This is a genomic window from Paraburkholderia sp. A1RI_3L (assembly GCF_048957895.1).
Classification (GTDB): domain Bacteria; phylum Pseudomonadota; class Gammaproteobacteria; order Burkholderiales; family Burkholderiaceae; genus Paraburkholderia; species Paraburkholderia kururiensis.
On sequence record NZ_JARCHA010000002.1, the window covers coordinates 74,413 to 86,409 of the forward strand.

At 63.4% G+C, this 11,997-nt stretch carries 10 protein-coding genes; 4 read left to right on the top strand and 6 right to left on the bottom strand.

Annotated features, from left to right (window positions below):
• Positions 1-28 precede the first annotated feature (28 nt).
• The 3 genes from PXJ20_RS06430 (at position 29) to PXJ20_RS06440 (ending at position 3,244) form a co-directional block, all read left to right on the top strand.
• Positions 29-1,609: a hypothetical protein gene (locus tag PXJ20_RS06430; protein ID WP_421030933.1), complete on the top strand. Its 1,581-nt coding sequence runs from the start codon at positions 29-31 to the stop codon at positions 1,607-1,609.
• Positions 1,610-1,621: 12 nt separating this feature from the next.
• The gene (locus tag PXJ20_RS06435) at positions 1,622-2,347 is read left to right on the top strand and encodes a YjbE family putative metal transport protein (protein ID WP_421029580.1); all 726 of its coding nucleotides are present in this window, start codon (positions 1,622-1,624) and stop codon (positions 2,345-2,347) included.
• A 183-nt stretch (positions 2,348-2,530) separates the two neighbouring features.
• Complete coding sequence (locus tag PXJ20_RS06440; RefSeq protein WP_421029581.1) at positions 2,531-3,244, top strand: GntR family transcriptional regulator; 714 nt, start codon at positions 2,531-2,533, stop codon at positions 3,242-3,244.
• A gap of 281 nt (positions 3,245-3,525) precedes the next feature.
• Here PXJ20_RS06440 and PXJ20_RS06445 read toward each other — a convergent pair whose 3' ends face one another.
• Both PXJ20_RS06445 and PXJ20_RS06450 read right to left on the bottom strand, forming a co-directional pair.
• Entirely contained in the window at positions 3,526-4,461 is a 936-nt protein-coding gene (locus PXJ20_RS06445; protein WP_413212171.1) for an electron transfer flavoprotein subunit alpha/FixB family protein, read from the bottom strand.
• 14 nt (positions 4,462-4,475) lie between these two features.
• Entirely contained in the window at positions 4,476-5,273 is a 798-nt protein-coding gene (locus PXJ20_RS06450) for an electron transfer flavoprotein subunit beta/FixA family protein (protein WP_421029582.1), read from the bottom strand.
• 341 nt (positions 5,274-5,614) lie between these two features.
• Here PXJ20_RS06450 and PXJ20_RS06455 point away from each other — a divergent pair, with 341 nt between their 5' ends.
• The gene (locus PXJ20_RS06455; protein ID WP_017776290.1) at positions 5,615-6,070 is read left to right on the top strand and encodes a MarR family winged helix-turn-helix transcriptional regulator; all 456 of its coding nucleotides are present in this window, start codon (positions 5,615-5,617) and stop codon (positions 6,068-6,070) included.
• Positions 6,071-6,153: 83 nt separating this feature from the next.
• Here the strand turns inward: PXJ20_RS06455 and PXJ20_RS06460 are convergent, their stop codons facing one another.
• From PXJ20_RS06460 to PXJ20_RS06475, 4 genes are all read right to left on the bottom strand, one after another.
• On the bottom strand, positions 6,154-7,122 hold the full coding sequence (locus tag PXJ20_RS06460; protein WP_421029583.1) for a PDR/VanB family oxidoreductase: 969 nt from the start codon (positions 7,120-7,122) through the stop codon (positions 6,154-6,156).
• A 117-nt stretch (positions 7,123-7,239) separates the two neighbouring features.
• Positions 7,240-9,060: an acyl-CoA dehydrogenase family protein gene (locus PXJ20_RS06465; protein ID WP_126878368.1), complete on the bottom strand. Its 1,821-nt coding sequence runs from the start codon at positions 9,058-9,060 to the stop codon at positions 7,240-7,242.
• Between the two features lie 4 nt (positions 9,061-9,064).
• On the bottom strand, positions 9,065-10,738 hold the full coding sequence (locus PXJ20_RS06470) for a 3-hydroxyacyl-CoA dehydrogenase NAD-binding domain-containing protein (protein WP_421029584.1): 1,674 nt from the start codon (positions 10,736-10,738) through the stop codon (positions 9,065-9,067).
• A 6-nt stretch (positions 10,739-10,744) separates the two neighbouring features.
• The gene (locus PXJ20_RS06475; RefSeq protein WP_421030934.1) at positions 10,745-11,914 is read right to left on the bottom strand and encodes a thiolase domain-containing protein; all 1,170 of its coding nucleotides are present in this window, start codon (positions 11,912-11,914) and stop codon (positions 10,745-10,747) included.
• Positions 11,915-11,997 lie beyond the last annotated feature (83 nt).

Below are 11,997 nucleotides of genomic sequence, written 5' to 3' on the forward strand. Positions count from 1 at the left end.
CACCCCACTATCCGAGCCGAGGTTCCTCATGCACCCTCTCACCGCCCTCACGCCGGCCCACTTCTGTTATCTGGTCGGCGTAGTGGCCATTGTCGTCACCATGATTTTCCGCGCGAACGTTGTCGTTCCCGCCATCCTCGCCACCTTCGCTGTGGCGCTCGCGTACTCGGGCAAGGTACTCACCGCGTTGCAGGCCATCTTCATGGGCAGCCTGACCGCCGCTCACGAGCTCTTCAACATTTTTCTGGTCATCGCATTGATGACGGCCCTGCTCAACGGGCTGCGAGAAATCGGCGCCGACGTGAGGATGGTGCGGCCATTCAGAAAGATCATGGTCAACGGTCACGCGGCCTTCTTCATTCTCGCGTTGATCACTTACCTGATTTCGCTGTTCTTCTGGCCAACGCCGGCGGTGCCGCTGGTCGGCGCGATCCTTATTCCAGCAGCGATCTATGCAGGACTTCCTCCACTGGGCGCCGCCGTCGCCATTGCCATTGCCGGCCAGGGGATGGCCCTGTCGTCGGATTACGTGATCAAGGTTGCGCCCGGTATCAGCGCCAAGGCGGCGGGAACCGACATGCTGCCCGTAGCGAACACCGCGCTGCTGCTGTCCATCATTGCGGGCGCTGTTGCGCTCGGTCTCTGCTGGTACTTCACGGTGCGCAAAAACGTCAAGGAAGCCGGCGCGAAAAATCTGACCGAATGGGAATTCTCGGGCGAGCTGTACCCGGGCAGCGAGCCCGAGGCTCATCAGGGCAGCTTTGCGAAAGCCGAACTCGCACGCAGCACGAGCGGGGCACACGACGACGCCACAGATGTCGGCGAAGCCGTGCCGGAACTTTCCTCCGGGGCGGCAGTGCTCACGCTGCCGTCGATGGTGGATACCGTGTTCCCGCCAAGAAGGGGAATGTGGTCGAAGGTGTTCTCCATCATCACGCCGCTCACGTTCCTTGCGGTGGTGATCGTGATGACCCGGCCGGATCTCGTCGGAGCGTCCGTCATTCGCGGCGGCGATGCGGCTTCGCTGATCGGCGGAATGGCAGCAGTCCTGATGATGCTGACGACGCTTTCCTACGGACGCAAAGGCTTCCTCGACCGCACAGCGTCGCACATCATCGATGGCTTCGTGTTCGCGTTCAAGGCCATGGGCGCCGTGCTGCCGATTGCCGGGTTCTTCTTCGTCGGCGACAGCAGCACCGCGGGTCCGATCCTCGGCATCGAGTCCGGCGCCCACGTCCCATCGCTGCTCTTCGAACTGGTCCAGGCGTGCAGTCAGTTCATTCCGCACAGCCCGATACTCGTGTCGTTCGGCGTGCTGTTGACGGGGATGATCACCGGCATCGACGGTTCCGGCTTCGCCGGTCTTCCGCTGACTGGCTCGCTGTCGGGCGCGCTGGCTCCGATGGCTCACATGCCGGCTTCCACGCTCGCTGCCATCGGCCAGATGGGCGCCGTGTGGACCGGAGGCGGGACGCTCGTTGCCTGGTCCTCGCTCATCGCCGTCACGGGCTTCGCGCGCGTGCCGGTGCTGGATGCGGTGCGTGCCCTTTTCGTGCCCGTGGTCTGCGGCCTGATCGCCGCCACCCTTTTCGCCGTGGCGATCAGTTGAACGGTACCTTCCATGACCCTGTTCGTTTCGGAAACGCTGGCGCATGACGGCTGGGCGGCTATCCAGATCGTCTTCGTCAACGTGCTGCTAGGGGGGGATAACGCCATCGCCATCGCAATGGCCTGCCGCTCCCTCCCCGCAAAGCAGCAGCGTCTCGGGATCCTGCTCGGCACCGGGCTTGGCATCGTGCTCCGAGTCGTGCTGATCGGGGTGATCGGCAAGCTGCTCGCCATCCCCTTCATGCATCTGATCGCCGCAGCGCTGTTGATGTGGATTGGCGTGCAGCTCGTACGACCGGGCGAGGACGGTGCATCTGTCAGCCAGACCACCGCGTTGTGGCGAGCGGTGACGACCATCATGTGGGCCGATCTCGCGATGAGCCTGGACAACGCGCTGGCCACGGCCGCGGTGGCCCAGTCGCTACCGGAGAAATCCCAGCTCGTCGTCACATTCGTGGGTCTGGCAATGGGCGCCCCCGTCATTGCGTTCGGCAGCCGGCTTATCCTTGCGGTGCTCGAGCGCGTGCCGGCGCTTGTATACGCTGGCGCGGGCCTCCTCGGCTGGATCGCTGGCGAACTGGTGCTGGCGGACCCCACGGCTCGCGGCGTGTTGCGCGGGCTGCTCCCATTGATTCCGGGCTTGAGTCTCGCCACCGTTAGCGCGCTGACGTGCATTGCGGCGGCGATCATCGTTCCGCTATTGGGCCGTGTGGCTGCGAGCCGTGTGCACGCGGGGTAATGCCCTCGGTGGGCGAGCGCCGCTCAGGCAAGCCGGCCGGCGCAGCGCCGGCCGGCTGCACCTGGCGCGTCGGTCAATGGTCCGCGCGAGTGTACTGTCTACAAAAAACCGGGAGTGCGCTAGAATTGGCGACTGATTTTGTATAGTCGGCAATCCGGCCGCATTAACGAGCGTGAACGCCCAATGAACACACCGTCGGATATCGCAGCGACAACGGCAGGCAATCCGGCAGACAATCGGGAGCGACCCGGTTCCGCTCCGATTCTTCACCGCCAGCTGTCCGAACTGGTCACCGCGCGGATCAGGGAGTCCATTACCTCAGGGTCCTATGCGCCGGGCACGCGTCTCATCGAAGGGCGCATCGCGGAAGAACTGAACGTTTCGCGTGTACCCGTTCGCGAGGCCTTGCGTGCGCTGGCTGCGGAGGGGCTGGTCGAAGTCAGGCCCCGCCACGGAGCAATCGTTGCATCGCTTGACCCCGCTTCCGCGCGCGAAATGGTGCAGATCCGGGCTACCCTCGAGGGGCTAAACGCCCGACTGGCCGCGGAGCATTGCACCCCCGAACTCGCCAGCAAGGTCGCCGAAGTTCTGGCAGAAGGCAATGCCAAGATGGCATCTGGAGAAACGGCGAAACTGCTCGACCTCAATGCCCGCTTTCACGATCTTCTCTATGCAGCGGGTGCAAACACCATGCTCGCCGACCTCATGCGAACGCTGCGCGATCGCACGCGGATGCTGTTCGTGAATGCGGCGGAAGACGAAATACGGCAGACCTGGGAAGAGCACGCGGCGATTCTGCGCGCCGTCCAGTCCGGCGACGCGGCGCTCGCTGCGCTGCTCGCCGAGCGGCACGTGATCCGCGCGGCCCAGCATTATCTCGATAGAACGTCCAAATAGCGTTGCGGGGTCACGACCAACTCCATCAACATCATGAAGCAGTTCGCCCTTTCCGAACTCGGGACGCACGTTGTCCGTTGCGTCGAACAAGATGCTGCAGATGATCTCGTCGCAAATGGGCGCGTTTCGCTAGCCGGTCGCGGCAGGAACAGCCCCCCCCCCCGGCCCAGGACAAGGGCAGCGGAGACCAACATGGGCAGCAATCGGCCAGCACATCAGTTTTCATCGCCGTGCAAACAGGTGGACGCTGCGGTGACGGGCGTCCGCTTGTTCCTTGCCGCTTACGAGGCCGTGGCGACGAGTTCGGGCACGAGCGCAAACAGATCGCCGACGAGGCCGTAATCGGCCACGCTGAAGATCGGTGCTTCGGGGTCCTTGTTGATCGCGACAATCACCTTCGAGTCCTTCATGCCGGCCAGATGCTGGATCGCACCCGAGATGCCCACTGCCACGTACAGCTGCGGCGCCACGATCTTGCCCGTCTGGCCCACCTGGTAGTCGTTGGGCACATAGCCCGCGTCCACCGCCGCGCGCGAGGCGCCCAGCGCTGCGCCGAGCTTGTCGGCGAGCGGCTCCAGCACCTTCGTATAGTTCTCGCCGCTGCCGAGACCCCGGCCGCCCGAGACGATGATGTTCGCGCTCGTCAGCTCGGGACGGTCAAGCTTCGTCACTTCGCGGCTCACGAACTGCGAGATGCCGGCGTCCGGCGCGGCCTCGATCTTCTCGATGGACGCGCTGCCGCCTTCGGCCGCCACGGCGTCGAAGCCCGTGGTGCGCACCGTGATGACCTTGATCGGGTCGCCCGACTGCACCGTTGCGATCGCGTTGCCCGCGTAGATAGGACGCTCGAACGTGTCGGCGCTGACCACGGCCGTGATGTCGCTGATCTGCGCCACGTCGAGCTTCGCCGCGATGCGCGGCGTCACGTTCTTGCCCGCCGCCGTGGCCGGCGCGAGGATGTGCGAGTAGTCCTTCGCGATGTTCAGTACCGTCGCCTCGACGTTTTCCGCGAGGCCCGCTTCGAGCTGCGGCGCATCGGCGAGCAGCACCTTCGATACGCCCGCAATCTTCGCTGCGGCTTCGGCCGCGCCCTGCGCATTGTGGCCGGCTACCAGCACGTGCACGTCGCCACCGATCTTCGTCGCAGCCGCCACCGTGTTCAGCGTCGCGCCCTTCACGGTCGCGTTGTCGTGTTCCGCAATTACCAGAATCGTCATTTGTCGTCGCTCCCTTACAGCACCTTCGCTTCGGTCTTCGCCCTGCATGGGGCCCCAGTAAGTGCTAAAGCACTAACTGAGGCCGACAGCTTCTCCACCAGCGTCTTCACGTCCGGCACCTTCACGCCGGCCGAGCGCTTCGGCGGCTCGGCAACCTTCAGCGTCTTCAGGCGCGGCGTCACATCCACGCCGAGGTCCTCGGGCTTGATGGTTTCGAGCGGCTTCTTCTTCGCCTTCATGATGTTGGGCAGCGTCACGTAGCGCGGCTCGTTCAGGCGCAGGTCGGTCGTGACCACGGCGGGCAGCTTCAGCGAGAGCGTTTCGGCACCGCCGTCCACTTCGCGCATCACCGTGGCCTTACCGTCTGCAACCGTCACCTTCGAGGCGAACGTCGCCTGCGGCAGGTTCGCGAGTGCGGCAAGCATCTGGCCGGTCTGGTTGGAGTCGTCCTCGATGGCCTGCTTGCCCAGGATGACCAGCTGCGGCTGTTCCTTGTCCACGAGCGCCTTGAGCAGCTTCGCCACAGCGAGCGGCTGCAGGTCTTCGTTCGATTCGATCAGGATGGCCCGGTCCGCGCCGATGGCCAGCGCCGTGCGCAGCGTCTCCTGCGCCTGCGCCACGCCCGCCGACACCGCGATCACCTCGGTCGCCACGCCCGCTTCCTTCAGGCGCACGGCTTCCTCGACGGCGATTTCGTCGAACGGGTTCATCGACATCTTCACGTTTGCAATGTCGACGCCCGTGCCGTCCGTCTTCACGCGGACCTTCACGTTGTAGTCGACCACTCTCTTGACTGCGACTAACACCCTCATATCCGTTCCTTGTTTGTCGTCAGGGGACCGGCGCCAGTCCGCTGACTGGTCTGAAGCCCCGCGGAATTCTTCCGCGTAAGCGGCGCCAGGATTCGAGTCATTTGTGCGCCCGTTCCGCTGATTCGGGAAATACTGGTAACAGGCTTCTTCTGCCCGCCCGGTGTGCTGCCGCCGGACTCCAGCGTCACCGCGGCGCCCAATGGCCCATCAGCCCTTACCTCGCCGAACGGTTCCGGCTTTTCTCTACCCAACGGACCATTTTCGTTATCCGGAATAGCGGTATACTCTTCTGATTCAACGCTCGGAATGGGCCCGAGCCGCAAGACAACAAGTGGGATCCGATGTCCGTTAGCGCTCGCACCTTCTTCTACATCCAGCAAGTCGAGCAACTCATTCGTCGCAGGCTCGACGAATGTCTGCTGGCGATCGACATCACGGCTGGTCAATACATGGTCCTTAACCTGATTGCGCACCACGAGCCCGTATCGTCGGCCGACCTGGCACGCAAGACGATGATGACGGCACAGTCCATGGGCGAGTTCATCCGCGCGCTTGAGGCCAAGAAACTCGTCGAACGGAAATCGACCCAGCTCAACAAACGCACCATGCTGATCTCGTCCACTGCAGCGGGACGCAAGGTTCTGGTCCGGTGCGAATCCCGGATCGACGAAGCCGAACGTGACTTCTTCAGTTGCCTCAGTGGTGAAGATGTCGCCAGTCTGCGCATCCTGATGAGCCGGGTGCGCAGTGCCCAACTCGCCAGGCAGGCTGTGGAACTCGACCCGGCCACACCTTGAAGCTGGCAGTTCACCTCCTGCACGCTGTCGACGCGCAGGCGGCTGCCAACGTCCTCGACAGGCTGGACGATGCGAAAAGAAAATCACACGTCGAGCATCAGCAGGGGGGTCGCGCTTCGCGAGCAGCAGATGAGCATGCTTTGCCCGGCAGCCCGGGCCTCCGCAGACAACACGCTGTCCCGATGATCAGGCGTCCCACCAAGGACGCGCGTCTCGCAAAGCCCACAGGCCCCCTGCATGCAGCCATACGGAACGTCGACGCCGTTTTCGAGCAGCACGTCAAGAATCGACTGATGATGCGGAACTTCGAATGACTGCCCCGATTTCGCCAGTACAACCGTGAAGTCCCGGCTGGCACCCTGTTGTTGCGCGGGTGCAAACCGCTCCAGATGTACCGTCTCCGCAGGCCGGCCCGCCGCTGCCGCTTCGAACGCGTCAAGCATCGACTGGGGGCCGCAGCAGTATGCATGCGCATCGCTCGGGGTTTCGCGAAGAACCGTCGCAATATCCAGCCGTTGTCCGCCTGGCTCGTTGTCGAAATAGACGTGCAGTTTGCCGCTGTCCGAAGCCGCAGATAGCTGTTCGATATCCGACATGTACGCAGCCCGGCCACGGTCACGCGCCGCGTAGTGCAGTACCCAGGGACGTCCGAGTGCTTCGAGTCGCTGCACCATGGACCAGAGCGGCGTAATTCCAATGCCGCCAGCGAACAGCACACTCAAGCTCGCGTTCTCTACCAGCGCAAACAGATTGCGAGGCTCACCGATCTGCAGGACATCGCCCACGCGCAGCGTTTCGTGAATGTGCCGCGACCCGCCACGACTACTGGCGTCTCTGGCGACCGCGATTTCATAACGCTTTGGCGAGCCATCCCAGCGCACGACGGAGTAACTTCGGGAGAGCTTTGCAGTCAGGTTGACATCAACATGCGAGCCAGCGCCTGCGGCGGGCAGGTCGCGACCGTCCAGCGCCTCCAGTACGAGGCCAACAACGCTATCCGCAAGCAGTGTCATGGACTTGACGCGGACCTTGGTCAGCGGTAATTCGCTCATAAAATTCCTGATCCGTTCATGGGATTAACAAAATCATCGAGCCAAAGACCCGCGCGCGCAGTCCACCCTCATTGCCCTGACCGGAGCCGGCTTCACGGGCGCACACAGACGGTCTTGTCAAATCCACTCGTCGGGCATGGACAGAAGGCTGTCGTTGCCACATTCAATGCGACGGCAGATAGCCTCGAGCAGCGGCATCTGTCTTTGCATCCACGTCTTTGCCAATGCCAGCTTGGTCAGGCGTGTGGTCTCGTCAACGAACCGGCATCCCGAACCGTCGAGTACTACCGCGGCGATTTCGCTCCAGATCCAGCCGACGTACAGGATGCCCATTGCAGTGAGAACGTCGTATGACGCGGCATCGGCAAGGCCATAGCTCGCGCGGCCGTCTGTGTTCAGCCACGTGATGGACGCGCCAAGGCGTTGCAGCCCATCGCGCAGCGGGACCGTGTATGGCTTGAGCTGCACATCATCTGAATGACGGTCGACGAAACCGGAAATCGCTCGCGCAAAGTGTTTCCAGGGGCGACCTTCGTGCGCGAACAGCTTGCGGTGTACGAGATCAGTAGCCTGAATTCCGTTTGCGCCTTCGTATAGCTGGCCGACCCTGGCATTGCGTACGAACTGTTCGATGCCGTAATCCTTGATGTAGCCGTGTCCACCGAACACCTGCTGGCACGCGACTGCAGCATCGAAGCCACGGTCCGTAAAGAATGCCTTCATCACGGGCGTCAGGATATCGAGCATGTCGGCGGCCGCCTGTCGCTCCTGCAGGTCGGGTGCCGACCGGGCAATCGACTGCCACATCGCCGCGCGCATGGCGCCTGCACGCGCCCCTTCAGCAAAAGACCGCGCTTCGAGCAGGAGGCGCCGCACATCTGCGTGCGCGATGATGGGGTCCGCCGCCTGCGCCGTGTCGCGCAGCTTTGAACCCGCACGTCCCGAGCGGCGTTCGCGCGCGTAGTCCGCCGCGTTCTGCCGGGCGATCTCAGCGTATCCAACCCCGGACAGGGCGGTGCCTACGCGGGCGTAATTCATCAGATGGAACATTGGCGCCATGTTGGCGGCGGTACCTCCTCCGCCCGTATCGCCAATGCGCCACGCCACCGCGCCTTCGAAATCGAGTGCACAGGTTGCACTGCCTTCGATCCCCATCTTGTGCTCAATGGAGCGTGCGAAGACGTTGTTCAGTTCGCCTTGTGCGCCGGTATGAGGATCAATCATGTTCCTCGCCACCAGAAACACGTGCACCGATGAGAGGTCCGCCGTCACGCGTCCCTGCGCATCGGGTACCTTGGCAAGCACGATGTGAATGATGTTGTCAGTCAGGTCGTGATCACCGCCGGAGATGAAAATCTTGCGTCCGTGAATGCGCCACGTCCCGTCCGGCTGGCATATCGCGCGCGTCGAAATCTGGCGCAGGTCGGTACCGGCCTGCGGCTCCGTCATGCACATCGTCGCGGTCCAGTCACCGTCCGAGAGACGAGGTACGACATGGCGTCTGATCCATTCAGGGGCCAGCGCTGCAAGCATGCTGGCCGCGGGTGCGCAGAAACTGCTGTACATCGAAAACGAATGGCCAGTGGACGCGCGCATCTCCGACACCGGCACCGCCATGACCGGCGGAAGTCCAGCGCCGCCCAGTTCCTGTGGGAGACTGAGGCGGTGCCAGCCGGCCTCGCGATAGGCGTCCCAGGCAGCCTTGAAGCCGCCAGGCGTGCGGACCCGACCATCGAGAAAATGGGCTCCCTCGCCGTCACCAGCCTGATTGAGCGGGTGCAGGACTTCCTCATGAAACTGGGCTGCGGCTTCGAGAACGGCCGAAGTCAGATCGGCAGTGAGTTCGTTAAACCCGGGAAGGTCCTTGCGTTCCTCCACCCGCAGATAATCGTGAAGAATGAAGAGCCAGTCCCTGACTGGCGCGCGATAGGTTGGCATGGGGTTATCTTGATATCTTGATGTTGCTGATGCGACCCGAAGCTTCGGCGAGCTGTACGAGCAATTCCGCAGGCCGGAACTGCTCGCCATGTCGGGCGCAAAGTGCTGTAAGTCTCGTGACGACTGAAGGCAGTCCGAGCATGTCCGCGTAATACATGGGGCCGCCTTTCCAGTCCGGCCATCCGTAGCCGAGCTGCCACACCAGATCGATGTCGCTGGCGCGCTCGACAACGCGTTCGGCGAGGAGCCTCGCGCCCTCGTTAATCATCAGGAGCACGAGACGGTCGTGTACTTCTTCATCGGGAAGCACACGTCGCTCGATACCTTCCAGCCGTGAAGCTTCCTCGATCAATGCCGTCACCTCCTGGTCCACGAGCGCGCGCCGCTTGCCGGGCTCATAGCGGTAATAGCCGCGCCCGGCGCGTTGTCCGGTACGGCCACGCGCATGGAGCTGTTCGATCAGCCAGTCTCTTTGCCCCGCCCGCTGTCGGGCGCGGTATGTCAGTTCTATCCCTCCCGCCATGTCCTGCAGCTCGAACGTTCCCATCGGCAGGCCGAGCTTGCGCAGCACACGGTCAACCTGCTCCGGCAGCGCCCCCTCGAGCAGAAGGCGCGCGGCCTGCCGCTCGCGGGCGATCATCATGCGGTTGCCCACGAAACCGTCGCATACACCCACCACGATCGCCACCTTGCCGACCGACGAAGCGAGACTGCGCGCAGCTTCGAGCGCTTCAGGCGACGTCGACGATGTGCGAACCACCTCGATGAGCCGCATTACGTTTGCAGGATTAAAGAAATGAAGACCCACAACGGAATGCGGACGTTGCGTCGCGGCCGCAATCAGGTTGACGTCCAGCGTGGACGTGTTGGTCGCAAGCAGCGCTCCGGGCGCGGCGTGTCGATCGATCTGGGCAAACAGCTGCTGCTTGAGCGCAAGATCTTCCCAGACCGCCTCGATTACCACGTCGGCGGTTGCAATGTCCGCCATGTCCTGACCGCACGAAAGACGTGCGAGTCTAACGTCACGCTCAGTCTCGGTAAGACGTCCACGCGCTACATCACGGCTGTACGACCCGGCGATACGATCCGTCGCAACGGCAAGCAAAGCCTCGGACTGGTCAATGAGGTGCACCGAAAGGCCACCCGACAGCATGGCCATTGCAATGCCTACACCCATGTTGCCGGCGCCGATTACCGCGGCGTGTCGGAATACGCGCCCGCCCGGCGGCTGCGGCATTTCCAGCGCCGCCCGCGCGGCCTCTGAGTACGCTCTGGCGGCCTCCGCGGCAAGTGTGGTGAAGGCGGGCACGTGTTGTCCGTCGTGCGCTGGCACGACATGCAACGTTACCGGGTCTCCAATATTCAGCGCACGCACGTCAGCGTCGAGGATCGCGGAGCTGACACGCAACCCCTCCTCCAGCTCGATAATCGCAGGGGCCATGGGCCGGGGACTGCGTTCGACAATCGAGTACGAATAAATCTCACCCCGCCCCGACAAACGCCGCCACGATGTCTCCTGGCTGCCACAGAACGGGCAACGCACCCTCGGGTAGTAGTGCAGCGTGTCGCAGGCGCCGCAGTGCTTCGCGAGCAGTTGTCCCGAACGCGTCGCCTCCCAGAACGGCTCGTCGCCGGGAAACACGACCGGTGCCGGCGGATATCCCTGATCCGGTTTCATATGGTTTTACTCCGCTTGCAGAATTAAGGTACCGGCCGCATGCGCGCCGGCCAGATTGCCGCCCGTGCCGTGCGCCAGCACAAACTCACGGCGAGCGACCTGGACGGCCGGATGCGCCTCACCCCGGCACTGGCGAACGGCCTCGAGAATCTTCGTCATCCCGCCTTTATTGCCTGGATGGTTGTTGCACAGGCCGCCGCCATCTGTGTTGAATGGCAGGCGGCCCTCGCCTGCAATCAGGTTGCCGTCCGCAACGAACGGGCCGCCCTTCCCCTTCGCGCAAAATCCGAGATCTTCAAGCTGCACGATTACCGTGATGGTGAAGCTGTCGTACAGCGACGCATAACCGATGTCCCCTGGAGTAATGCCTGCCCCCGCAAATGCCGCAGCGCCGGAACGCGCGCCGGCCGAGACCAGCAGATCGATACGTCCGCCGTCAGGGTGCTTCACCGCCGCACCAGTCCCGATGACCTTGACCTTGGGACGCCTCAGCTGCTTCGCGATTTCCGGGCGCGCGACAACCACGGCACCCCCGCCATCCGTCACGACACAACAATCAAGGCGATGCAGCGGATCGGCAACCAGAGGCGAATCGAGCACATCGCGTACGGTTACGACTTCGCGATGCACGGCGTTCGGGTTGTGCCGGGCATGATGCGAGGCGGCAACCCGCACCCAGGCGAGCTGCTCGGGCGTCGTGCCGAATTCATGCATATGGCGCCGCGCCACCATCGCGTACCCGTACATCGGATGAGGTGGCACGGCGGCCTGGAACGGCAGGTTTGGCATCGTGTCGCGATCGACCCCGGCGAGCCTTGTGCCCGCGCCAGCCGCGAGCGGGCGATCCGCCATCGTGATCAGCGCCACATTGCAGTGGCCCGACGAAATCGCCTCCACAGCGTGCGCAACGTGCAACAGATACGCCGAACCGCCCGATTCGGTCGTGTCGACATGGCGCAGGTTGCGCAGGCCAATGTATTCGGCCATCGTGAGGGCGCCGAGGCCAGGCGCATCCGCGCCGCAAAAGTAGCCGTCCACGTCATCAAGACCCAGCCCTGCATCCTCCAGCGCACCAAGCGCGACGTCCGCGTGCATCTGCGCAGTGGTCAAACCCTCGGCCCGGCGTACGGGATGCTCGTAGATGCCGGCGATATATGCGGCGCCCTTGATACTCATGTTGACTGACCCCTCCGTGGTTGGTGCGCGGCAACGGGTGAACGGGAAGCTGCACGCCGCGCCTTGAGGTGCCATACACCCCA

Excerpts from the sequence above, each read along its gene's own strand:
- PXJ20_RS06460 (WP_421029583.1), bottom strand. The coding sequence starts at position 7,122 with ATGAGCGAATTACCGCTGACCAAGGTCCGCGTCAAGTCCATGACACTG.
- PXJ20_RS06475 (WP_421030934.1), bottom strand. The coding sequence starts at position 11,914 with ATGAGTATCAAGGGCGCCGCATATATCGCCGGCATCTACGAGCATCCC.
- PXJ20_RS06465 (WP_126878368.1), bottom strand. The coding sequence starts at position 9,060 with ATGCCAACCTATCGCGCGCCAGTCAGGGACTGGCTCTTCATTCTTCAC.
- PXJ20_RS06440 (WP_421029581.1), top strand. The coding sequence starts at position 2,531 with ATGAACACACCGTCGGATATCGCAGCGACAACGGCAGGCAATCCGGCA.
- PXJ20_RS06455 (WP_017776290.1), top strand. The coding sequence starts at position 5,615 with ATGTCCGTTAGCGCTCGCACCTTCTTCTACATCCAGCAAGTCGAGCAA.
- PXJ20_RS06450 (WP_421029582.1), bottom strand. The coding sequence starts at position 5,273 with ATGAGGGTGTTAGTCGCAGTCAAGAGAGTGGTCGACTACAACGTGAAG.
- PXJ20_RS06445 (WP_413212171.1), bottom strand. The coding sequence starts at position 4,461 with ATGACGATTCTGGTAATTGCGGAACACGACAACGCGACCGTGAAGGGC.
- PXJ20_RS06430 (WP_421030933.1), top strand. The coding sequence starts at position 29 with ATGCACCCTCTCACCGCCCTCACGCCGGCCCACTTCTGTTATCTGGTC.
- PXJ20_RS06470 (WP_421029584.1), bottom strand. The coding sequence starts at position 10,738 with ATGAAACCGGATCAGGGATATCCGCCGGCACCGGTCGTGTTTCCCGGC.
- PXJ20_RS06435 (WP_421029580.1), top strand. The coding sequence starts at position 1,622 with ATGACCCTGTTCGTTTCGGAAACGCTGGCGCATGACGGCTGGGCGGCT.